Annotated in this window: 22 protein-coding genes and 3 tRNA genes; 6 read left to right on the forward strand and 19 right to left on the reverse strand. The window is 39.8% G+C overall.

Annotated features, from left to right (window positions below; genetic code table 11):
* Positions 1–155 precede the first annotated feature (155 nt).
* The 5 genes from cooS to HUE98_RS10150 are packed head-to-tail and all read right to left on the reverse strand — an operon-like array spanning position 156 to position 5,741.
* A complete protein-coding gene (gene cooS / locus HUE98_RS10130; protein ID WP_241420537.1) occupies positions 156–2,069 on the reverse strand; it encodes an anaerobic carbon-monoxide dehydrogenase catalytic subunit in 1,914 nt (637 codons plus the stop codon).
* A gap of 24 nt (positions 2,070–2,093) precedes the next feature.
* Positions 2,094–2,891, reverse strand: a complete 798-nt coding sequence (locus HUE98_RS10135; protein ID WP_241420538.1) for a 4Fe-4S dicluster domain-containing protein — start codon at positions 2,889–2,891, stop codon at positions 2,094–2,096.
* Positions 2,892–2,901: 10 nt separating this feature from the next.
* Complete coding sequence (locus tag HUE98_RS10140) at positions 2,902–4,755, reverse strand: NADH-ubiquinone oxidoreductase-F iron-sulfur binding region domain-containing protein (RefSeq protein WP_241420539.1); 1,854 nt, start codon at positions 4,753–4,755, stop codon at positions 2,902–2,904.
* Complete coding sequence (locus HUE98_RS10145) at positions 4,739–5,197, reverse strand: NADH-quinone oxidoreductase subunit NuoE family protein (protein ID WP_241420540.1); 459 nt, start codon at positions 5,195–5,197, stop codon at positions 4,739–4,741. The genes HUE98_RS10140 and HUE98_RS10145 overlap by 17 nt, the downstream gene beginning before the upstream one ends.
* A gap of 37 nt (positions 5,198–5,234) precedes the next feature.
* Positions 5,235–5,741 carry a 4Fe-4S dicluster domain-containing protein gene (locus HUE98_RS10150; RefSeq protein ID WP_241420541.1) on the reverse strand — a complete coding sequence of 169 codons (507 nt, stop codon included), beginning with the start codon at positions 5,739–5,741 and terminating at the stop codon, positions 5,235–5,237.
* Between the two features lie 326 nt (positions 5,742–6,067).
* Here HUE98_RS10150 and pckA point away from each other — a divergent pair, with 326 nt between their 5' ends.
* Complete coding sequence (pckA, locus tag HUE98_RS10155; protein ID WP_241420542.1) at positions 6,068–7,651, forward strand: phosphoenolpyruvate carboxykinase (ATP); 1,584 nt, start codon at positions 6,068–6,070, stop codon at positions 7,649–7,651.
* Positions 7,652–7,654: 3 nt separating this feature from the next.
* Here the strand turns inward: pckA and HUE98_RS10160 are convergent, their stop codons facing one another.
* The 8 genes from HUE98_RS10160 to HUE98_RS10195 all read right to left on the reverse strand — a co-directional run bounded on the left by HUE98_RS10160 (position 7,655) and on the right by HUE98_RS10195 (position 15,264).
* On the reverse strand, positions 7,655–8,407 hold the full coding sequence (locus HUE98_RS10160) for a hypothetical protein (protein WP_241420543.1): 753 nt from the start codon (positions 8,405–8,407) through the stop codon (positions 7,655–7,657).
* A 138-nt stretch (positions 8,408–8,545) separates the two neighbouring features.
* The gene (gene deoC, locus HUE98_RS10165; protein ID WP_241420544.1) at positions 8,546–9,217 is read right to left on the reverse strand and encodes a deoxyribose-phosphate aldolase; all 672 of its coding nucleotides are present in this window, start codon (positions 9,215–9,217) and stop codon (positions 8,546–8,548) included.
* A gap of 90 nt (positions 9,218–9,307) precedes the next feature.
* The gene (surE, locus tag HUE98_RS10170; RefSeq protein WP_241420545.1) at positions 9,308–10,072 is read right to left on the reverse strand and encodes a 5'/3'-nucleotidase SurE; all 765 of its coding nucleotides are present in this window, start codon (positions 10,070–10,072) and stop codon (positions 9,308–9,310) included.
* Positions 10,053–11,384, reverse strand: a complete 1,332-nt coding sequence (locus tag HUE98_RS10175; RefSeq protein WP_241420546.1) for an amidohydrolase — start codon at positions 11,382–11,384, stop codon at positions 10,053–10,055. The genes surE and HUE98_RS10175 overlap by 20 nt, the downstream gene beginning before the upstream one ends.
* A 138-nt stretch (positions 11,385–11,522) precedes the next feature.
* Entirely contained in the window at positions 11,523–12,167 is a 645-nt protein-coding gene (locus HUE98_RS10180) for a class II aldolase/adducin family protein (RefSeq protein ID WP_241420547.1), read from the reverse strand.
* Between the two features lie 12 nt (positions 12,168–12,179).
* Positions 12,180–13,226, reverse strand: coding sequence for an S-methyl-5-thioribose-1-phosphate isomerase (gene mtnA / locus HUE98_RS10185; RefSeq protein WP_318036492.1), 1,047 nt, complete (start codon positions 13,224–13,226; stop codon positions 12,180–12,182).
* 14 nt (positions 13,227–13,240) lie between these two features.
* Complete coding sequence (gene mtnP, locus HUE98_RS10190) at positions 13,241–14,029, reverse strand: S-methyl-5'-thioadenosine phosphorylase (protein ID WP_241420548.1); 789 nt, start codon at positions 14,027–14,029, stop codon at positions 13,241–13,243.
* Positions 14,030–14,274: 245 nt separating this feature from the next.
* The gene (locus HUE98_RS10195) at positions 14,275–15,264 is read right to left on the reverse strand and encodes a tetratricopeptide repeat protein (RefSeq protein WP_241420549.1); all 990 of its coding nucleotides are present in this window, start codon (positions 15,262–15,264) and stop codon (positions 14,275–14,277) included.
* Between the two features lie 215 nt (positions 15,265–15,479).
* Here HUE98_RS10195 and HUE98_RS10200 point away from each other — a divergent pair.
* The 3 genes from HUE98_RS10200 (at position 15,480) to HUE98_RS10210 (ending at position 15,758) form a co-directional block, all read left to right on the forward strand.
* Positions 15,480–15,554: transfer RNA gene (locus HUE98_RS10200), tRNA-Gln, on the forward strand.
* A gap of 37 nt (positions 15,555–15,591) precedes the next feature.
* Positions 15,592–15,667: transfer RNA gene (locus HUE98_RS10205), tRNA-Lys, on the forward strand.
* A gap of 5 nt (positions 15,668–15,672) precedes the next feature.
* A tRNA-Leu gene (locus HUE98_RS10210) sits at positions 15,673–15,758 on the forward strand.
* Between the two features lie 197 nt (positions 15,759–15,955).
* Here the strand turns inward: HUE98_RS10210 and HUE98_RS10215 are convergent.
* Both HUE98_RS10215 and HUE98_RS10220 read right to left on the reverse strand, forming a co-directional pair.
* Positions 15,956–16,462: a hypothetical protein gene (locus HUE98_RS10215; RefSeq protein WP_241420550.1), complete on the reverse strand. Its 507-nt coding sequence runs from the start codon at positions 16,460–16,462 to the stop codon at positions 15,956–15,958.
* Positions 16,463–16,518: 56 nt separating this feature from the next.
* Positions 16,519–16,947, reverse strand: coding sequence for a hypothetical protein (locus HUE98_RS10220; RefSeq protein ID WP_241420551.1), 429 nt, complete (start codon positions 16,945–16,947; stop codon positions 16,519–16,521).
* Between the two features lie 239 nt (positions 16,948–17,186).
* On the opposite strand from HUE98_RS10220, the gene HUE98_RS10225 reads away from it, so the two are divergent.
* Entirely contained in the window at positions 17,187–18,083 is an 897-nt protein-coding gene (locus HUE98_RS10225; RefSeq protein WP_407080259.1) for a DNA methyltransferase, read from the forward strand.
* A gap of 77 nt (positions 18,084–18,160) precedes the next feature.
* Here the strand turns inward: HUE98_RS10225 and ndk are convergent, their stop codons facing one another.
* The 3 genes from ndk to speD are packed head-to-tail and all read right to left on the reverse strand — an operon-like array spanning position 18,161 to position 19,952.
* Positions 18,161–18,613: a nucleoside-diphosphate kinase gene (gene ndk, locus HUE98_RS10230; protein ID WP_241420553.1), complete on the reverse strand. Its 453-nt coding sequence runs from the start codon at positions 18,611–18,613 to the stop codon at positions 18,161–18,163.
* 26 nt (positions 18,614–18,639) lie between these two features.
* Positions 18,640–19,554: a polyamine aminopropyltransferase gene (speE, locus tag HUE98_RS10235; RefSeq protein ID WP_241420554.1), complete on the reverse strand. Its 915-nt coding sequence runs from the start codon at positions 19,552–19,554 to the stop codon at positions 18,640–18,642.
* 14 nt (positions 19,555–19,568) lie between these two features.
* Positions 19,569–19,952, reverse strand: a complete 384-nt coding sequence (gene speD / locus HUE98_RS10240; RefSeq protein WP_241420555.1) for an adenosylmethionine decarboxylase — start codon at positions 19,950–19,952, stop codon at positions 19,569–19,571.
* A gap of 343 nt (positions 19,953–20,295) precedes the next feature.
* Here speD and HUE98_RS10245 point away from each other — a divergent pair, with 343 nt between their 5' ends.
* Positions 20,296–21,621, forward strand: coding sequence for a C69 family dipeptidase (locus HUE98_RS10245; RefSeq protein ID WP_241420556.1), 1,326 nt, complete (start codon positions 20,296–20,298; stop codon positions 21,619–21,621).
* Positions 21,622–21,648: 27 nt separating this feature from the next.
* Here the strand turns inward: HUE98_RS10245 and HUE98_RS10250 are convergent, their stop codons facing one another.
* Complete coding sequence (locus HUE98_RS10250) at positions 21,649–21,864, reverse strand: lipopolysaccharide assembly protein LapA domain-containing protein (protein WP_241420557.1); 216 nt, start codon at positions 21,862–21,864, stop codon at positions 21,649–21,651.
* Between the last annotated feature and the right edge of the window lie 12 nt (positions 21,865–21,876).

Here is a 21,876-nt window from a genome sequence, read left to right on the forward strand (position 1 = left end):
AAGCTTCAATTCTTTTCATTACTTTATTATTATAGATTATAATAAAAGTATTTGTAAGCCATTTAACAAGAATTATTTATTTCATATTTATACAAATTTAAGCAGGTGCAAAATAATATGCACCTGCTCAAGTATAACTATGCTTCAAAATGATATTACAGTCCTAATCCCTTTCGGCGTTCTTTAATTGCCTCCAGCAGTTTTTCTGCCGCTTTATAAGGATCAGTTTCTACAATAAAATATCCGCCCAACAGTCCTTTTATTTTATCGGTGAGCACATCCACTACCAATGCACTGCCCATCACCGGGGGAATCACTCCCACGTGGGTGGGGAGACCGCCGGCTACAGACCATGTACCGATGGAGATGGCTTTTTCTGCAGTAGCTTCCGGAGCACTGGCCACCACCGGAAGTTTATCCAGATCAACTCCCAGTTTATTGGCTACGGCTACAGCTACATCCACAGCCCTGGAATTGTCCACACAAGAACCCATGTGTAGAATCAGGGGCAGAGGACCCTTTAATCCGGCAGCTTCACCTACAGCCGTCAGCACCGCCTTAAGGCCGTCACCGGCATAGTCCAAGGTGGCCTGGGATGTCATCAGTCCATGCCGGGCCAGAGAACCGGCTCCGCATCCGGTAGCCAGGATTAATACATTATTCTTGGCCAGCTCCTTAGCCACTGTTACAAAGTTGAAATCCTGGGGCACCCTGGCATTGTTACAGCCGGCAAACAGGCAGACCCCCTGGATATTGCCATTTACAATGTTATCAATCAAAGGTTTTAAGGGATCCTCACTGTCCACCGCTTTGAGAGCTCCTATGATAGCTTCTGTGGAGAAGCCCGCTACCACCTCCGACTTTTCTTCAGGAATACTAATCTTATTGGGATTCCTCTTGCCATAGGCTTCAATGCCGGCCCTGATTATATCTTTGGCACAATCTTTAGCATTTTCCTCGGAAATCTCCATATGTTCCGCCCCGCTTATTTTTGTGTTGGGCATGGTGGTTATCAAACGGGTATGATAACATTCCTGCAGGTTAGCCAAACTAGGTAAAATACACTGATAGTCCACCACAATGGCATCCAAAACTCCTGTAAGCACGGCCATTTCCTGGGATATGGAATGGGTTGCTGAAGGAACTCCATGCCTCATCAGCACTTCATTTCCAGTACAGCAGATTCCCACCAGGTTAATTCCTTTCTCAGCCCCGGCGGCTTTGGCTTCCTCCTGCATTTCCCTGCTGACTTGAACGATAATATCCGATAGAGCCGGATTATGTCCGTGCAGGGCAATATTTACAGCTTTTTCTTTTAATACGCCCATATTAGCTTCACTGACTACTGGCTGGGGAGTTCCAAAGAGAATATCCGACAGGTCAGTTCCCATATGACATCCGGCAAAATCAGCCAGGGCACATTTTACTCCGGCCAACATCAGATTGATGGGGTCAGCATCGCAACCGTAGTGGGTCCGGTGCATAATATCTGAGATAGCACTGTCGATTCCCCCGGGAACAACCCCAAGCTTCAGGTATGTGTCAACTCTTCCCTGGGTAACATTGGTGGCTGCCCAGAGATTGGGTCCATCCTTTTCAGAAAATTCCTCCAGGGCCAACCTTCCTACCTCCAAAGCAATTTCCTGCACACTCTTTCCTTCCAAGTCAACTCCCAGGCGGGAAGCCACGGCATTTAACTTATCCACATCCTTCACAGGGTAATCCTTCAGCTCACCTTTGGCAGATTTATAAAGAATATGAGCCAGGTGCTTGGCGTGTCCCGAGTGGGCAGCAGTTCCTCCGGCAATGGCCCTTATCAGGTTTCGGGCTACAATGGTATCAGCATCCGCCCCACAAACCCCTCTTTGGGCTCCCTGTTTAAAGGGGTCAATCCGACAGGGGCCCTGCATGCAGTTCCGACAGCAAACTCCTAAATCACCAAAGCCGCAGGTTGGCTGTTGTTTTTCCAGACGGTCCCAGATGGTTTCAACCCCCTCTTCCTTGGCTTTAGGGATCATAGCCTGAACGGCCGGGTCTGCGCTCATCCGAGAAAGCTTTTCTTTATCCATATTTCACCTCTCCTTTCTCAATTTCTACCTTTTTAAAAATACTTTCCTGCTGGCAAAATCATATTTACCCATGGTTTCTGCTGCCACTTTTCGGCGGCACTGGGGGCAAAGCTTCAGCCATTCTGCCGGCAGGTTTAATTTAGTCTTAAGATATTCACCGGAATTTTCCGGTGCAAAAGAAATACCGCACATCTCACAGGTAACCAATGTTATTTCTGTATTCCAGGGGATTATATTTCTTTTATTCCCAGATTCCTTTACCTTAATTGCGCCGGTGGGACAGACAAAAGCACAGGCTGTACATCCCACACAGTCTTTTGATTGAGAGTAAAACGGAGCCGCTACTTCTCTATCCGCTCCCCGATGCACAAAGCTGATAGCCTCTTTTCCAATCACCTCATTACAAACTCTGACACACAAACCGCAAAGGATACATTCTTCTTTTTGTCCATTGGAAACTTTCTTTTTGGGGAGTCGTTTTTCCTTTACTCCCACTGCGCCGGCCATTTTCTTAATAATCTCTACTTCCGGACATCTAGCCAAAAGAAACTCCAGGATATTCTTTCGAATCTTTTTTAACCTGGGAGTGTTAGTCTGAACAGAAATACCATCTTCTCTAAGGGGATAAGCACAGGAATTTACAATCTTAGTCTTTTGGCCTTTGCTGACTTCTACCACACAAAGACGGCAGGCCCCGTAAGGAATTAAGGCCTTGTGAGAACAGAGAGTAGGAATCCCGATTCCCTCACTCTTGGCCAGCTGAAGCAGAGTTATATCTTTTTCAGTTTTTAATTCCCGTCCGTTAATTGTTATAGAAACCATTTTTTCACCTCTACTCCACTGTAATAGCATTAAACCTGCAAATATCCATACAGTTTCCGCACTTAATACATTGATCCTGGTTCAAGATATGAGGTGCTTCCTTTTCTCCGGTGATAGCCTCTGTGGGACAGGCCTTTATACAACGGCCGCATCCGGTACAGGAATCAGGATCAATCAAATACTTAATTAATTCCCGACAGACACCAGCAGGACACTTTTTATCCTTAATATGAGCCATATATTCCTCTGGAAAATACTTAAGTGTGGTCAGTACCGGGTTGGGAGCCAATTTCCCCAGGGCACACAGGGAGGCACACTGCATAGTATCGGCAATTTCCTTCAATAGATCCAGGTCCCTCTCTTCCCCTTCCCCCCGGGTAATACCTTCCAGGATTTTGAGCATATGCTCCCCACCCTCCCGACAGGGGACACATTTTCCACAGGATTCCTCCTGGGTAAATGATAAAAAGTACTTGGCCACGTCAACCATACAAGTTGTATCGTCCATCACAATCATGCCCCCGGAGCCTACCATGGAACCCACTTCAGTTAGTTTTTCATAGTCCAGGGGCAGGTCTATTAGTTCCTCCGGGATACAGCCTCCCGAGGGGCCTCCCGTCTGAACGGCCTTAAACTTTTTGCCCCCCAGGATTCCTCCCCCTATTTCAAAAATAAGCTCTCTCAAGGAAATCCCCATGGGAACCTCCACCAGACCGGTATTATTTACCTTTCCCGTCAGGGAAAAGATCATGGTCCCCTTGCTCTGTTGGGTTCCAATTTCATTGAACCACCCAGACCCACGGTTAATAATCAAAGGTACAGTGGCCCAGGTCTTCACATTGTTTAACACTGTGGGTCGATCCCACAGTCCTTTTTCCGTGGCATGGACAAATTTGTAACGGGGTTCTCCTATTTTCCCCTCAATAGATGAAATCAAAGCGCTGGATTCTCCACAGACAAAAGCGCCTCCCCCACGGATTACTTTTAGGTCATAAGAAAAATCGCTTCCCAGGATATTCTCCCCCAACAGTCCTAGCTCCCGAGCCTGTCTAAGAGCTATACTAAAGTTTTTTACCGCCAGGGGATACTCGTTTCGCACATAGATATAACCTTGGGTTGAACCCACAGCAAAAGCCCCAATAAGCATACCCTCTAACACCAGGTGAGGATTGCCCTCCAGGATACTCCGATCCTGAAAACATCCCGGGTCTCCCTCGTCGGCATTGCATATTACGTATTTAATATCTCCAGAGGCCGTGTAACAGGATTCCCATTTCTGCCCGGTTGGAAAACCGCCCCCTCCCCGGCCTCTCAACCGGGAATTTTTGATTTCCTCTATAACCTCCCGAGGATCCATCCCCTTCAAAACTTTCTCCAGGGCACAATAACCCCCCAGAGATAGATAATCATTAATTTCCGTAGGCACCATCTTGCCGTTGTTTTCAAATATCAGCCGCAGCTGCTTATTATAAAAAGGCACCTGTTCTTCTTTTTCAATTTTTTCTCCAGTTATCGGATCCACATATAAAAGCCTGTCTACAATCCGACCTGCTGTCAAAGTCTCCTGGACAATTTCTTCTACATCTTCTGTCCTCACCTGGCAGTATAGTATATTTCCAGGTGACACCAACACCAGCGGACCCTGCTCACAAAAACCATGACATCCCGTAATCTTTGTGCCTACATCAGCCTGAATTCCTTTTTCCTCCAGAAGCCTTTGAAAGGCAGAAACCACATCCAATGCACCAGAGGCTGAACACCCTGTGCCGCAGCAGACGGAAACAGATGTTTCCCCGGAGTTGTTTTTCTCCAGGACAGAACTTCTATATTTTTCTAGTTCGGCTGGACTATTCAACTTCATCATTGGATCCCTCCAGCAGCTTTTCTATTTTTCTTCTGTTGAGCTTGCCAAAATACTTCCCATCATAAACTAAAAGTGGGCCCAGGGCACAGGTACCCAAACAGTTTACAGTTTCTACGGTATATTTTCCATCCTCCGTGGTGTCCCCGGGTTTTATATTCAGTTTTTGAGTAACATTTTCCAACATTCTGGGGGCTCCCCTTACATGGCAGGCAGTTCCCATACAGACCTGAATTTCATGCTCTCCTCTGGGTGTCAGCCTAAAAGACTTATAAAAAGTAGCCAGACTGAAAAGTTTACTCAAAGGAACTTCCATTTCTTCCGATACACGTTTTAAGGCTTCTTCCGATAAATATCTATATTCAGTACTGATATCCTGAAGAAGGGCAATTAATCCTTCCCGATCCTTCCTATATTTATTGATAATTTTATCAATTGCAAACAAATCTACCGTCATAATGCCAATGGTAAAATTTTTAAAGTTAACTGCCCTTTAAAAATTCTACCATAAATTCCCTCCTTTTCTCTTTGGTCAGCTGTTCCACCGAAGTATACTGCAAGGCAAAAGTAGGACAGCTGTAAACACAGGCGGGAATCTGTCCTTTGGAGGTTCGTTCCATACAAAGATCGCATTTTAAAATGGCTTTATGGTCTAAGGATAAGGTAACGGCTCCAAAAGGACAAACCAAAATACAAGATTTACAGCCAATACATAACTCAGAATCAATTAATACTGCTTCATCTGCATCTGCTTTAGTAATGGCTTTGGTGGGACAAACATTTAAACAGGGAGGCTCTTGGCAGTGACGACACTGCAGGGGAAGGTTTCTACCGTCATAGGATTCAACAATTATTCGGCTTTGGGGAAGAGGTTTTTCAGAAATTGCGGAGAAAAGCTGTTTTGTTTTTGAATGTTCTACCGCACAGCCAATCTCACAGCTTCTGCATCCCACACATTTTTTTACATCAACCACGATTAATCCTTTCATTTTCACACCCCTTTCATAAAAAAATATACTTTGTTTTGGGCAGCATATTTAACAGCAGCATATTAAGAGGGTTAGATATGGTTATATAAGGTTTTATATTATGTATTAAAGTACGTTTACTTTCTGTATTCGATGGCTGTAAAAATAATTCCTTCTCTTAAAATGTGTTATTCTTTTAACACATTCGTCCACGATTTTTTAAAAATTTCTAAAAAATAGTAATCTAATAATTGTATCAGTTTCCAAAATGTTTACAGTAAGTAAAAGTCCAATTATTATCATAATAAACAATAGAGATATTTATAAACTATTGATAGGAGGATCATATGTCAAATAAACTAGCAGACCAATTAAATCATATAGACGCTCTCACAGTACACCAAAATCTTTCCATACCTAAACTGTTGGAGGAATCTGTCTGTCGAGGGGAAGGAATTTTAACCTCCAAAGGAGCCTTAAGTGTATCCACCGGCAAATATACTGGAAGGTCACCCCATGATAAATTTACCGTAGAAGAACCCAATACCCGGGAAAAAATATGGTGGGGGCCGGTAAACCGACCCATTTCTGAAGAAAAATTTGATATACTTCTAAAAGAAATGCTTCAATATCTAAAAGATAAAGAAATTTTTGTCTTTGACGGCTCCGCCTGTGTTGAAGAAAAATACAGCACTCCAATACGGTTTATTAATGAGCACAGTTGGCACAACATCTTTGTGCAGCAGTTATTTTTAAAAGACGGCCATAAGGAACAAACCCCTGAGTTTACTATTCTTTCGGCCCCAGGTTTTCAAGCAGATCCTGAAAAACATGGCACAAATTCAGAAGCCTTCATCATTTTAAACTTTAATAAAAAGATTGGAATTATTGGAGGGACCCATTATGCTGGTGAAATGAAAAAATCCATTTTTTCCGTCATGAACTACATGCTCCCTCAAAAAAATGTGCTTTCCATGCACTGTTCAGCTAACATGGGTAAAAACGGCGATACAGCTTTGTTCTTTGGCCTTTCAGGTACTGGAAAAACTACCTTATCCGCAGACCCTGACAGAAAGTTAATCGGAGATGATCAGCATGGATGGCATGACGGTGGAATCTTTAACATTGAGGGTGGCTGCTATGCCAAGTGTATAAATCTTTCCAAAGAAACAGAACCCCAAATCTGGGAAGCCATACGCTTTGGAAGTGTTATAGAAAATGTAGTAGTGAACGCCTTAAACCGAACTGTTGACTTTGATAACGATGAACTGACAGAAAATACCCGGGGGGGCTTTCCTGTTGACTTTATTCCCGGTGCAGTTATCCCTGGGATTGGACGTCATCCAGAGGTAATTATATTTTTAACGGCGGATGCCTTTGGAGTACTTCCACCCGCTGCCAAATTAAGTGCTGAACAAGCTATGTACCATTTCCTCTCAGGCTATACCAGTAAACTGGCAGGCACAGAGAGAGGCATTAAGGAACCTCAGGCAACCTTTTCTACCTGCTTTGCTGCCCCTTTCTTACCTCTTCCCCCAAAAATATATGCAGACTTGTTGGGAGAAAAAATTCAAAGGCACAAGTCCAAGGTATATCTAGTTAATACCGGTTGGATTGGAGGCCCCTATGGAAGAGGGCACAGAATCAGCATTCAAGATACTAGAGCTCTGATTAAGGCCGTTCTAAATGGCAGCATTGAACAGTCGGAATTCCGAGTTGACCCTATATTTAATTTTCAGGTGCCGGAAGCTTGTCCTGGAATACCTTCAGAAATTTTAAACCCCCGAAATACTTGGGATAACAAAGAAGATTACGATGAGCAGGCAGAAAATTTGGCCAGAAGCTTTATAAAAAACTTCCGACATTTTCAAGATCTTTCTCCAGAACTAGCCAAAAGCGGCCCCTTGACCAGAAGTGAAATCCTGCAGTAGAAATTACACTTCTTCGGTGAGAATTTCGGAGGTGTCTTGTTCCTCTTGTTCTTGATTGATCAACAGTTCCCTGCGGATGATTTCTGTCTTACCATCAGAGTCCTCCAGGGAAATTATAAATTCCATCTTATGTAGAAAAGGTTCTTCTGCTGTAACCCAAACATTACAGTTTAACAGAACTTCCTCATATAAGGCCAAATGAGGATAATAATTTAGGATAAACTCTTCTTTCTCTTGTGGTGAAGGGCTGTAAATAATGAGCAGGTATTCTTTCTCATTCACTATTTTACTGGTGATCTTTGCCGGTTCTGTCCACTCCATGATTACCTGCTCTAATATATCTGAGGGACTCTGTATGAAATTTATTAAATCCTCCAATTCAATTTCATTAACCATCTCCCATTCCCCTTGAAGCGGATTCTTGATAAATAAATTATCGGCAACTTTATACACATCCAGGTTATATTCCCTAAAGTTTCCGATAATTTTATCAGGATTTACCACCAATCCAGCAAACTCCAGGTTGTATTCATCGGTTTCTTCTTTTATCATATAAGTATAATTATATGTATTGGTCATATTTAATACCGTATCTGCAAAAATTCCTCGGGTATCTTTAGAAGAATCATTTAAGTAAACTTCATACAACAGGCCACCGGTAACCAGAGTCAATACCGTAAATAAAAAAATTAAAAAAACAAATTCCTTTTTTAAAAAAACCCTGTTTCCATTTACTCTTAATCTTGTCCAATTCATTTTTTTACTCCATCAGCTTTTTTTTATTTCAAATTATGTATATTCCAGTAAGTAAATAAATATAACCACCTTTTAAAGTGGTTATTAAATTTCCCAGGAAATACATATATTTACCATGATATTCCTAAAAATCGACAATTATTTAGAAATTTTCTCATTTTCTTCCTCAATTATACTTATAGAAGAACTTGTCCCCAGCCTTTCAGCTCCGGAATCCAACAACTTTTGCGCAAAAGCCAGGCTCTTTATTCCCCCTGAAGCTTTGATTTTAATTTTGTCTTTAACTATTTTTTTAAAAGTTAGAACATCTTCTAATAGAGCCCCCCCCTCTGGGACAAAACCAGTTGAGGTCTTTATGTAAGCAGCCCCACTGTCCATGACAATCCTGCATATCTTTTCTTTTTCTTTTTTAGTTAGAAGTGCTGTTTCCACAATTACCTTTACTTCGGCGGGAAACGCAGCCATTACTACTTCTCCAATGTCTTTTCCAACCCGACTGAAATTTCCCTCTTTAAGAGCTCCAATGTCTGCCACCATATCAATTTCCTGTGCTCCTTTTTCTACCGCCATTTTTGCCTCAAACGCTTTTACTTCCGAAAATCCAGCCCCCAGGGGAAAACCAACCACCACCGCTATCCTTACCGGGGTTCCCTTTAACCGGTTAACAGCCAGTTCCACATGTTTAGAGTTTATACAAACAGCAGCAAACCCATATTTTACGGCCTGGTCACAGAGCGTCAGGATATCTCCTTGGGTGGCCTGGGGTTTCAATAAGGTATGGTCAATAAATGAAGCTATTCTGAAATCCATCTAATATCCCCCTTTTAGAAAAAACTCTTTTTTTTACCCTTTAAACCCCTGGTGAAGTTAACTTTGTTCTTGTATTTGAAAAATACCAACCTATAATTTAAAATCCCAGTCTTTCAAAGCACCCATTACTTCATAATTAGTAAAATCAAAATGAATGGGAGAAACAGAAATATTGTTGCATCTTATGGCAGACAGGTCCGTATCATTGCATTCGGTTTCCTCAATCACTTCCCCGGCCATCCAGTAATAGGAGCGTCCTCTGGGATCTACTCTCTCTTCAAACTCGTTATGGTAGCGGGTTACCCCCAGACGGGTAACTACAACACCGGCTATTTCCTCCCGGGGAATTCCTGGAACGTTTACATTTAAAAGAGTACCCTTAGGCAGGGCTTTTTTTAGCACTATTTTTGATAGTTGGGCCGCAAACTCCGCTGCCAGGGTATAATCAGGATTTTCTACCGCCGTTAAAGATACAGCAATAGAAGGCAGGCCACTGATGACTCCCTCCACTGCTGCAGAAACAGTCCCTGAATATAATACATCTGTACCCAGGTTGGCGCCCCGGTTTACACCGGAAATTACTATATCCGGTCTTTCCGGCAATATAGCCTCTACTGCCAATTTAACACAATCTGAAGGAGTACCGTTCACTGCCCAGGCCGAAAGATTAGGGTTATGGTATAGCTTTACCTTGTCGGCCCTTAGAGGGTTGTGCATGGTAATGGCGTGTCCCACCGCACTCCGCTCTCTGTCCGGGGCAACAATATATACAGCAGCAATCTTTTGCATAGCTTTGCTTAACTCTTGTATTCCATCGGCAAAAATACCGTCATCATTAGTTAGAAGCACCCTCACATGGAATCCCTCCAGTCAATATAGAAGCCATTTTCTGTGCATGGTACATAATTTTTTCTTGATCTAAATTTTTTATCTCTCTGTTTTCCATCACTACTTTACCATCAATAATTACCGTTTCAATATCTGAACTTTGTGCCGCATAAACAATATGGGCTGTAAGGTCATGGAATGGACAAAGATGAGGCTTTTCAAGGTTTAAAAGAATTAAGTCAGCCTTGTAACCGGTTTTTAACATTCCAATCTCACCCTCACAGAATATGCTTTTGGCTCCTTCTCGGGTTGCCATTTCCAGAGCTTTACAAGCCGGTAATACTGTAGGGTCACCAGTAACTCCTTTATGAATCAAAGCTGCCAGCCTGACCTCCTCCAGCATATCCAGGTTATTATTGCTGGCTGCGCTGTCGGTACCCAAGGAAACAGTCACTCCGGCTTCCAGGAGCTGAATAACAGGAGCTATCCCGCTTCCCAGCTTCAAATTGCTTCCCGGGTTATGGACTACAGTAACTTTATTACGGGACAATATTTCTATATCACCGGGACTGAGATGCACGCAGTGAGCAGCTGTCACTGGATAGTTAAATAAACCTAATTTTTCCATATGTTCTATGGGAGTCATTCCATATAATTGTTTTGACTGTTCCACTTCAAATTTAGTTTCGGCTAAATGTATATGCAGGGGGAGTTTGTGCTGTTCCGCTTTTTCTATAATTTTTATAAGAAATTCCGGGGGACAGGTGTAGGGAGCATGAGGGCCCAGCATCATTTTTATTCGTCCGTCAAAGGCATTATGCCAGGAGCCAATCAGTTTTTCTGTTTCTTCCAATCCTACGGCTGCTTTTCTTTCCTCCAATCCTATAAGCCCTCGGGAAAGCACTGCCCGCATACCGCTTTCGCCCACAGCCTTTGCCATATCATCTAAGAAAAAATACATGTCATTAAAAGTCGTTGTTCCGGACTTAATCATTTCCAAACAGGATAGAAGAGTACCCCAATATACATCCTCACCCTGTAATTTATCCTCCGCCGGCCAAATTTTATCTTCAAGCCAAGTCATCAGCGGCAGATCATCGGCAAATCCTCGAAACAGAGTCATAGGAGCATGGGTATGGGAATTAATGAATCCCGGAAGACAAACCTTCCCCCGGGCATCAATCACCCGGCTGAAATCCTTTTTGTCATTTTCGCCATCCCGAACCTCTCCAACATAACTAATAACATCCCCTTCAATTACAATCTCACCAGAATCAATAACTTGGTTTTCCTCATTAAAAGTATGTATATGGCAATTGGTGATTTTTATTTTAACCACAGTATTTTCCACCTCTTTTTTTAAAAATGCATGCAAAATAATCCCACTGGTTCATTAATAATATTTTACCATCATTTAGAAGACTTAGGTCTCAACGCTTTTCTCTGCTTGTAGAAAAATGGGTCTCATTATATTTTATTATTTTTGACCATATTGTTCCTTAAAATATTTGTGCAGTCTTACGACATGCTGTTCATCAATTACCACCGGTCCACCTAACATATTGGCATAAAGGCTGATAAGTGCGGTTTTCTCAATGACTTTACAGATTAACAGCACCTCTTCCAGGGTTTTACCCACGGCCACCAGACCATGATTGGCTATCAAAACTGCAGACCTGTCTTCTAAAGCGTCAACACAATTTAAAGCCAATACATCAGAACCAGGCATAGCATAATCTGCAACCTTCACACTACCCCCCAACACCTGGGAAAAATCTTCTACTACGGTATTGATTTCTTTTCTGGCTACAGCAAAAGCAGTAGCATAAATACTGTGTGTATGCATGACCGCATTGACATCATGTCTCCGCTGGTATATTAATCGGTGCATGGGATGTTCTGAAGAAGGCTTCCATTTACCCTCCTTTACATTTCCATGAAGGTCCATTACTACCATATCCGTGAAATTAAGCTTTTTATAATCCAGGCCGCTGGGAGTTATGACCATCCCTTCTTTAGAACGGGCACTGACGTTTCCCCAGGTTTCTACCACCAGATTTTCTTCCAGCATTTTTTTTGCGATTCTGGCAACTTGTTCCTTATTTTTTTCCGTTTCCAGCATTAAACCCGACTCCTAACTTTTCATTTTATTAAAAAAAGTACTTATATTGTTCTCCCGGGGATTTTCAATAACCCCCTTTTCCGTAATAATGGCACTGATTAAACCAGCTGGAGTTACATCAAAGGAGGGATTAAAAACATGGCATCCATCAGGGGAAATCCTTTGATTAAAAATATGAGTTACCTCCCGGCAGTCTCTCTCTTCTATAGGAATCTCTTCCCCTGTTTTTATATTTAAATCAAAGGTGGAGAAAGGTGCAGCAACATAAAAAGGTACCCCATGGTATTTGGCCAACACCGCCAGACTATAGGTGCCGATTTTATTAGCTGTGTCTCCATTAAGAGCAATCCTGTCTGCCCCTACCACCACCAGATCAATATTACCCTTTTGCATGAGCATTCCGGCCATATTATCTGTAATCAGAGTATAAGGTATTTCTTCCTGTTCCAATTCCCAGGCGGTTAATCGGGCTCCTTGTAAAACAGGCCGGGTCTCATCCACATAGACGTGAATTTCTTTCTCCTGCTCCACTGCCTTCCGCACAATTCCCAGAGCGGTTCCATATCCTGCTGTGGCCAGAGCCCCGGCATTACAATGGGTTAAGATAAAAGCACCTTTTGAAACCAGGGAAGCACCGAATTGTCCAATTTTTTTGTTAATTTCAATATCTTCATGGTAAATAGTAAGGGCTTCTTCCTCCAGACCTTTAATTATATCCCCTGTATTTTTCTCTTTTAAACTTTCAAATTCTTTTAACATACGACTTACTGCCCAGGATAAATTTACTGCTGTTGGCCTTGCCTTGAGCATAGCCAATGCTTTTTTTCTAAATAAAGTTTCAAATTTATTTCCGGAAAAATCCCGAAGTTCCCGAGCCCCCAGAACCATACCAAAGGCAGCCGCAGCCCCAATAGCTGGAGCTCCACGGATGGCCAAATTGTAAATATGTTCTTCTACCTCACGGCAGGTTGTACAAAAAATATAATCCATAGAAAGAGGAATATTCCTCTGGTCCAGTATCTTTAATTTATTTCCCTGCCAAATCATGGGACTAATCATATTTTTTCCAATCCTTATACCACCATTTTCCCGGGGGTTTTCTCACAATTACATTGGACTTCCTTGGGCATCTTAGCAATAGTTCCCATTATTAATTGCTTTACTTTATCAATATTTTCTGCCATCATCTGCAGAACTTCCTCATGAGTTAAAATACTCTTGGATATTCCGGCTGCATAGTTGGTAACCAGTGTAACTGTGGCATAACACAAGCCCACTTCCCGGGCTAAAACTACCTCAGGTACGTTGGTCATTCCTACTACATCTCCACCCCAGGACCTAAACATCTTTATTTCCGCAGGTGTTTCAAATCGGGGCCCTTCAGTGCACACATAAGTTCCATAATCCAATACTTTCAAACCTGAAGGGGCAGAATTTTCCAACAAGTGCTTTCTTACCTCCGGACAGTAGGGTTCGGTAAAATCAGTGTGCACAACCCCCTCTTGACCATCTTCAAAAAAAGTTAAAGCCCTTTGTTTGGTAAAATCGATAAACTGATCTATTAATACGGCTGATCCAGGTGGCATTTCCTCATTTAAGGAACCCACTGCAGCAGTAGAAATGATACGGTTTACTCCAACCTTTTTCAATGCCCAAATATTAGCCCGGTAATTTATTTTATGAGGCGGCACCCCGTGAGTCATTCCATGCCGTGGAAGGAAACAAACCTCTTTTCCCTGAAAAGAGCCCTGGTATATTAAAGCTTTCCCATAAGGAGTATCCACATCTATCTCCCTTAAATCTTCTAATATTTTCGGATCATAAACCCCTGTTCCTCCAATTACCCCTACCCTTATTTCCATTAGTTACCTCCCTCTAATATTGTTTATACCTAAAAAACTATTTTTCCAGATGAAGCGTCAGCCTAAAAGCACTGGAAGCCCTGCCTGAACTTTCCTGAACTTAATTATTAACCTAAATTACTTTTCTCCCTAACTAAATAACGGCAATTAATAAGGTTTGGCAAAATAAGACTCATAGCTTATTATAACTAATAATTATTGTTTAGGCAGTATAATTTTAGCAATTTATGAAAATATGCCATTTTTTATTTGTTTTTAATTTTTGAATATTGATTTTTTGCTTTATTTTTTTCTCCACTTAATTCGTAAAGTACTCCTAATTCCAAATGAATAGCAGTTATGCCACCCTTCAATTGTGAGGCTTTTTCAACATAGTAAATAGCCTCTTTTAAAAAGCCTAAATTACCATATGATTTTCCCAAGTAATAAAAAATTTCCCAATCGTCATCAAAATATTTCAAAGCATTTTTGAAATGCTCAATACTTTCTTCAAATTTGTTCATATTATAACAGGTGGCCCCCAAATTAAAGTAGACATCCACAAAATTATTATCCAGTTTTAGAGTATTTTCAAATTCTTGTAAAGCCTCTTCATATCTTCCCTGTTCCGCATAAATGTTTCCTCTGCAGTTATGAGTAACTGCCTTAAACTTAGGGTTCTGATTCAAAGCCAAAATCAAGTTAAATTCTTTTAAAGCTTCCTCATGATTGCCTAATTCACTATAAGCCATGCCTAAATAAAAATGACCGGCCATAAAATTTGGCTCTCTTATTATTACATTTTTAAATTCTTCTACTGCCTCATTCATCATAGATAAGTCAAAATAGCCTATACCCCTTCGAAAGAAACGTGTAGTTTCCAAATCATCTATACTCATAAAAACATTCTCATCCATATTTTGAAAGACATTTCTGGTTGTGGTGCCAGGATTACTAATTTTATCCTCCTCATTTTCAAAAGTTAAATCATCATCAATTAAATCTAATTTTTCCAATAACCCATCGGGTATAATATCAAATAGTTCTTCCGGTATATCTAATTTATATTTTAACTGCATATTATTCACTTTTTCCTCAAATTTAAGCCAATAATTCACCATTTGATCCATCTGTCTGCGAAGCTGTAAAAGTTGTTCTGTTAAAATTTCTGTTTCCTGGTCACTGGGAACTGATGACAACTGTCTATCAATATCCTCAAGTTTTGAAAATATTTTGTCAAAAAACTGGTCAATCATATTGTTTACCCTCCAAATAAAAAAATTCTTTGTACTGTTATTTGCAAAAATGATAGAATGTATACCTTAACATAAATGGGTGTAAATTAAAATATGAAATCTTTTATACCCAGTCTGTGTAGGGATTTGTAGTGGATTTGTAGAAATTTGTTTAATTATTTTTATTTTTGATTTGACGTGTTAAGAAAAATAAGTTATACTATAAATTGTTGTTTTGGGGTGTAGCCAAGCGGTAAGGCACGGGACTTTGGATCCTGCACGCGGAGGTTCGAATCCTCCCACCCCAGCCATTGAATTATTTATAAAATGTGTTATAATGTTTTAGGAGAGCCATTAGCTCAGTTGGCAGAGCACCTGACTTTTAATCAGGGTGTCGAAGGTTCGAGCCCTTCATGGCTCACCATTTATGCGAGAGTGGCGGAACGGCAGACGCGCTAGGTTCAGGGTCTAGTGCCCGTACGGGTGTGAGGGTTCAAGTCCCTCCTCTCGCACCATTATTTTTAAAAAGATATTTTAGTTAAAAACATTTAAATCTTATAAATAAAAACCGAGAGCCCCCACTCCCGGTTGATTTAACACAAATTACTTACTTTCTCCTTCTGATAATTAAGGAGATTTTTCTTTTTCATAGTCTAATACCTATTAATGGTTACATTAATACTTGCTATCGAATTAATCTATCTTACTACTGTTATTCGAAGTTAATAGTTCTAGCAAGATTAATTTCTCCGGTGAAACTCTCGGCTCCCATCCTAACCATATATATACCTGCTTCCTGGCCAGTTATTTCACACGAATCTTCCTCCCCGATTGCAAAGTTATATAAAACTTCATTATTTGGAGAAATTAAAAGTAAACCTAAGTTTCCTGATTCAACACTTGTAAAACTGTCAATCCTCAATCTATTCCCTTGCTTTATTTCTGTTGCCATTATACTACTAACTCCAGATGTTAAACCACCCTTCATAACAAGGCTGTCCAGATCAATATCCTCAAACTGAGTGACTATTGTAATATTATTCCGGGTTGTAGCTGTACTAACTCCACTGGTTCTGGCGCTTATAGTTTTTCCTGATAATTTTTCTAATGAAATTGTTGTTAGTTCAGTACTTTCTCCATTTGTGTCCTCAATATGACCGCATCCAGTTAGAAAACAAATCAATAAAAATATGATTACAGTTATTAATGTCCTTTTCATTTAAGATTCTCCTAAATCCTGTTGTATTTTATTAGTTAACACATCCAATGCAGCTTTTATTTCACTTCAAATTTGACAGTTTCTTCATGATTGTTATCTATGTAGAGTTCTACCTCATATTTTCCTTCAGGCCAATCATTATCCGGTTTAGATAAACCAAAAACAAATCCTGTATCTATATCTTTTGTAGTCATTTCTACCTCATCAATAACAAAAACAGGATCCATTTCAAGGTAAACCCAACTTGATTTTATTTTTGTTCCATCCGGAGCGTTAACTACATCCCCTGAAACATAAATCATAGGAGCATCTGTTGAAAAAGTATTTGTAACAACCGTCGGTTCATTAGTTTCTTTGTTTATGTCTGACGCAACCTGAATATTTTTGAAATTTGCAGTGCTTGCACTAAATTCACAACCAATAAGAAATAATAGCAACACCATACAAATCATGAAAACTGAAATACCAAAACCCTTTTTACCCATAAAAAAAACCTCCCTCTTTTTTTAAAAAAATTTTTTGATGGACATAATAAGAAAAACATAGCATAAGATACATTAATATGCAATAATATTATTTTTTTCTTAAATATTAGTTATTCAAACATACTACTGTTATAGAGGTATTCTTCCCTGCTGTACCATAGTGTTGTTTTTCCTGGACCCAAGACTTCTGGTTACGGGACAAATTAAGTCCAATTAATGTAAAATGAATTTAGTGCAAATTGACTTTTCCCTTCCAATATTTTATAATTTATGAAACAATATGTAAATTAATACCGATATATTATAAAATCAAAAAAAGGGTTATTAATATTATGGGAAAAGATAAAATCAAACTGACAAAAAACCGATGTAACGAACTAGATGGTAAAACCTGGATTCGTAACAGTATAAGCGTTTGGGATGATATAAGTAAAACTTCAGAAGAGAGCAAGCTAAAACACCCTGCCATGTTTCCTGTTTCCCTGGTGGAAAAGCTTCTAAAAACTTTTTCCCGCAGGGGTAATACGGTTATAGACCCTTTTATGGGAAGTGGAAGCACCCTGGTGGCTTCCGCAGAAAACAATAGAAAATCAGTTGGGTTTGATATCTCTAAAGAATTTATACAAATTGCTGAGAAAAGACTAAAGTCTTTTGATTCCGATCATTATAGAATCATCCAGGAGGACGCCAGAAACCTTTTAACCCACCTGGCCCTAAACTCTGTTGATCTATGTGTTACTTCTCCTCCTTACTGGAATGTGTTAAGGGAAAAAAGAAGCGCAGATAAAAAAAATATTAGAAATTATGGCGAACTGGGAGAAGACCTTGGAAACATAGAAAATTATCAGCAGTATTTAAACAATCTTACGGATATTTTTTGTGGTGTTAAAGAAGTCTTAAAGCCTGCAGCTTATTGTATCGTAGTAGTAATGGATATCCGAAAAAGAAGTGTTTTTTTTCCTCTACACATGGATCTCACTCATAAATTGACAGAACTTGGTTTCCTGCTGGATGATATTATTATCTGGGATAGAAAGAAAGAATACAACAATTTAAAGCCTTTGGGGTTCCCATATGTCTTCAGAGTAAATAAAGTGCATGAATATATCATGATTTTTAAAAAACCTGATTCTTAAGTTCAAAATATCATAGCAAACAAATAAGCGGCAAATCTGCCGCTTATTCTTATGTAATATTTTGTTTTCTCGATAATCTACTGACCATACACCCAGCAATTCAGATCTTTTGTGTAACTTAGTATCTCTTCTGTTTTAAAAAAAAGATTAATTTCTCTCTCCGCACTCTGGAGTGCATCAGAACCATGTATCACATTATTGCCAGTATAAATGCCAAAGTCTCCTCTAATTGTGCCGGGAGCCGCCTCTGAGGGGTTAGTTTTCCCCAACATATTTCTCGCCAGATTTATGGCCTCCCGACCTTCCCAGATCATAGCCACCGCAGGACCAGAAATAATAAAAGAAACAAGTTCTTCAAAAAAAGGCTTCTCAACATGTTCTTTGTAATGCTCCTCTGCCAAAGACCTGGATATAATCAGCATTTTCATGGCCACCAGCTTGAGACCTTTTTTCTCAAACCTTTTAATTACTTCTCCAACCAGGTTTCTTTGAACACCATCAGGTTTAATCATTACAAAAGTTTTTTCCATTATCGCGACCTCCTTGATTAAATCAACTAGAAAGTAAACAGGGGGCTGTCGTCCTGAATAATTCGCTTCTCTCTCTCTTTTCTGCTCCTTACATCTTTAGTAATGGAAAACAAATGCCTGTGAGTCTCACCATCATAGTATTTTAAACCTTTAATATTTCTCTCCTGTAAAATCTCATCAATTCTTTTCTCCGTTAAATGGTCAGGATTTATTTTTTTAGAAGCCAAGGTGAAACCCCACTGTGCATCATAAGAAGGTATAAAAGCGGCATAAGAACTAACATAAGGAAAAACCAAAGACATTGTGTTACAAATTGCAGTGTGACAGTCAATTAGATTTATGTTAAAAGAACCAGACTGTAAAGCCATTATTCCATCTTCACCAAGCCTATTATTAATAATTTCATAAAACTGCTGTGTAAAAAGCATGTAAGAGGGCCCATCATCAAGAGGTTCAGTTAAATCACTAAATATTACATCAAATGTTTCTTCGGTCTCCTCCAAATACTTTCGGGCATCCATGAAAAAAAGATTTACCCTGGGATCTTGGAAAGAACCGTCATTCAATTCCGGTAAATATTTCTCACAAAGAACTACTACTTCCTTGTCAATATCTACCATAATTACTTTTTTTACCGATGGATGCTTTAAAATTTCCCTTATAACAGCTCCTTCTCCACCGCCCACAATCATTACATTCTGTGGGTTTGAATGCAGAACCATAGCGGGATGTATTAAGGTTTCGTGGTATATATATTCATCTTTTTGGGCAGATTGAATTTTACCATCCAGTATTAAACAGCGGCCAAAAAAGTCTGTTTCGACAATTTCAATTGTTTGATAACGGGTTTTTCCACTATAAATGTATTTTGATATTCCATGCATATGAGCCTGGGTCTCGGTTGTATATTCAATAAACCATTTCCAGGTTGGTACAGTCATAAACTCTCCTCCCTTTACTGGTTTACCACCTGTTTATGAGACACTTCAAAATCAAAAATTCCACGCTTAACTTCATTGGCAGCCATATTCTGAGCGCAGAATTTAACTTTAATGTAGTCGCATGAAACCCACGGGTCGACAGTATCGCCGCAGGTGAATATATCCACTGCTGCATAACCTAGTTCCGGCCATGTATGAATTGCCAAATGAGATTCTGATATCACCACAACCCCACTAACCCCCTGAGGACTAAATTTATGAAAGGCTACTTCTCTTATTTCAGCTCCAGCTTCTAACGCAGCGGCTACCATAATATCTTCTATTTTTTTTAGGTCGTTTAACACCTCTGGGGTACAACCATACAACTCCGCTAAAACATGACGGCCTAAAGCGTTCATTTACGTGCCTCCTTTGTGTTTATTATTGTTCCAAACAGTTTCCTTTTGAACGTCAAATTAAATTTTAACAGATGTACATAAAATGTCAATGATTTTAATATATTTATTTCATTAAATAAAAATAGCTATTGTTTAAAGGGCAATAGCTTAAAAAAACAATCATTTCCTCTTATTATCTCTAATTATATATAACCTTATACTGTAAAACCTGAAATTAGTTAACTTCATCAATTCGTCACCAGAGCCTGATCATAATCCTCTTGATGACAGTAAAGGACTTTTTATACAGCGTGTGGAATTCTTATATGAGTAACAGTAAATTTAATACTGAGGAGAATTTTTTATGTGTGATACCATGGTAGCTTTGGGAAACTCTACAACAGACGGGTCCGTCATCTTTGCAAAAAACAGCGACCGCCAACCGAATGAACCCTTAATAATGATAAGAATTCCTCGAAAACATTATAATCAAGGTGCAAAAGTCCGGTGTACTTATATTGAAATAGATCAAGCCGAAGAAACCTATGAGGTCATGCTTTTAAAACCCTCATGGATGTGGGGCTGTGAGATGGGATGCAACGAATTCGGCCTAAATATTGGAAATGAAGCAGTCTTCACCAAAGAAAAATATGGGAAGGATAGTCTCTTGGGTATGGATATGGTGCGTATCGCCCTGGAGAGATGCAGAACCAGTGAAGAAGCCCTAACCCTGATCATTGATCTGTTAAGTAAGTATGGCCAGGGGGGAAACTGCGGCTATGAAAAGCATTTTACCTATCATAACTCTTTCCTGATAGCAGATATAAATTCCGCGTGGGTCCTGGAAACCGCCGGGGAATACTGGGCCGCAGAGAAAGTTAAAAATGTTAAAAGCATTTCCAACTGCCTGACCATCGGTAGAGAATATGACCGGTGCCATCCCCACCTGGTAGAACATGCGGTGGACAAAGGATGGTGCAAGAATGAAAAAGATTTTCACTTCGCTGCGTGTTACGGAAATCCCTTAATTACTCGTTTTAGTGGATCTAAGCAGAGGTTAAGTGCCAGTAAAAACATCCTTGAAAAAGAAAAAGGCAGCATAAATGCTGACACCATGAAAAAAATTCTTCGGTCCCACGATGCCGGGACTGAAGGAAAACAATTTTCAAAACACTCTCTGAAAAGTATTTGCATGCATGGAGGTTTCCTGATAGGTGACCACACCACAGGCAGCTATATTGCTTCATTGAATGAAAAATTATGCACCTATCTGATAACCGGCAGCTCTACTCCCTGCCTGGCTGTCTTTAAACCCTTCTGGATGATCCAGGAAGATATATTCTCTTTCAATGAAAAAGAAGAAGAAGCCGCCATAGACTTCTGGAGAAAAAGAGAACTGCTTCACAGGTCAGTTCTTGAGAACAGAGTATCCAATCTTTTATCTTATTTAACTGAAAGAGATCTTTTAGAAAATAATATAAATGCCATGATTGTTTCCCTAGACTTAAACAAAATAAATGAAGACCAGCTGTTAAAAATTATGGATTTCGCCCTGACAAAAGAAGAGGCGCTTATAGATAAAGTTTTATGCTCTGCCTCCAATCAACCAGACAAAAACCAAGGAGGGGTTTTTTTCCGAAATTATTGGAAAAAACAAACCCAAAGCTTATACAAAATGAAAGGTAATTAATCCCCTAAGGAGTAATCCTTAAACAAGTTATTTTTTAATCGATTTACTTTTTATTTTCTGAGGTAAAACAACAGTAAGATAACCTGCAGCAAAACCAATCATCATGGAGAGTAAGATTATTATTACCTGAGGCATGCTTATCTTCCAGAACAGCAGATTTATTATTGTAACGTAGTTGTTCTGTACTAAAACAATTATAAACAATAAGACAAATATAAAAATAGCAATAAGTTTTGGTTTCATTTTTTATTCCTC

The organism is Candidatus Contubernalis alkalaceticus (genome assembly GCF_022558445.1).
Classification (GTDB): Bacteria; Bacillota; Dethiobacteria; order SKNC01; family SKNC01; genus Contubernalis; species Contubernalis alkaliaceticus.

Excerpts from the sequence above, each read along its gene's own strand:
- cooS (WP_241420537.1), bottom strand. The coding sequence starts at position 2,069 with ATGGATAAAGAAAAGCTTTCTCGGATGAGCGCAGACCCGGCCGTTCAG.
- HUE98_RS10135 (WP_241420538.1), bottom strand. The coding sequence starts at position 2,891 with ATGGTTTCTATAACAATTAACGGACGGGAATTAAAAACTGAAAAAGAT.
- HUE98_RS10140 (WP_241420539.1), bottom strand. The coding sequence starts at position 4,755 with ATGATGAAGTTGAATAGTCCAGCCGAACTAGAAAAATATAGAAGTTCT.
- HUE98_RS10150 (WP_241420541.1), bottom strand. The coding sequence starts at position 5,741 with ATGAAAGGATTAATCGTGGTTGATGTAAAAAAATGTGTGGGATGCAGA.
- pckA (WP_241420542.1), top strand. The coding sequence starts at position 6,068 with ATGTCAAATAAACTAGCAGACCAATTAAATCATATAGACGCTCTCACA.
- HUE98_RS10160 (WP_241420543.1), bottom strand. The coding sequence starts at position 8,407 with ATGAATTGGACAAGATTAAGAGTAAATGGAAACAGGGTTTTTTTAAAA.
- deoC (WP_241420544.1), bottom strand. The coding sequence starts at position 9,217 with ATGGATTTCAGAATAGCTTCATTTATTGACCATACCTTATTGAAACCC.
- HUE98_RS10180 (WP_241420547.1), bottom strand. The coding sequence starts at position 12,167 with ATGCTGGAAACGGAAAAAAATAAGGAACAAGTTGCCAGAATCGCAAAA.
- mtnA (WP_318036492.1), bottom strand. The coding sequence starts at position 13,226 with ATGATTAGTCCCATGATTTGGCAGGGAAATAAATTAAAGATACTGGAC.
- mtnP (WP_241420548.1), bottom strand. The coding sequence starts at position 14,029 with ATGGAAATAAGGGTAGGGGTAATTGGAGGAACAGGGGTTTATGATCCG.
- HUE98_RS10195 (WP_241420549.1), bottom strand. The coding sequence starts at position 15,264 with ATGATTGACCAGTTTTTTGACAAAATATTTTCAAAACTTGAGGATATT.
- HUE98_RS10215 (WP_241420550.1), bottom strand. The coding sequence starts at position 16,462 with ATGAAAAGGACATTAATAACTGTAATCATATTTTTATTGATTTGTTTT.
- HUE98_RS10220 (WP_241420551.1), bottom strand. The coding sequence starts at position 16,947 with ATGGGTAAAAAGGGTTTTGGTATTTCAGTTTTCATGATTTGTATGGTG.
- ndk (WP_241420553.1), bottom strand. The coding sequence starts at position 18,613 with ATGGAAAAAACTTTTGTAATGATTAAACCTGATGGTGTTCAAAGAAAC.
- speE (WP_241420554.1), bottom strand. The coding sequence starts at position 19,554 with ATGACTGTACCAACCTGGAAATGGTTTATTGAATATACAACCGAGACC.
- speD (WP_241420555.1), bottom strand. The coding sequence starts at position 19,952 with ATGAACGCTTTAGGCCGTCATGTTTTAGCGGAGTTGTATGGTTGTACC.
- HUE98_RS10245 (WP_241420556.1), top strand. The coding sequence starts at position 20,296 with ATGTGTGATACCATGGTAGCTTTGGGAAACTCTACAACAGACGGGTCC.
- HUE98_RS10250 (WP_241420557.1), bottom strand. The coding sequence starts at position 21,864 with ATGAAACCAAAACTTATTGCTATTTTTATATTTGTCTTATTGTTTATA.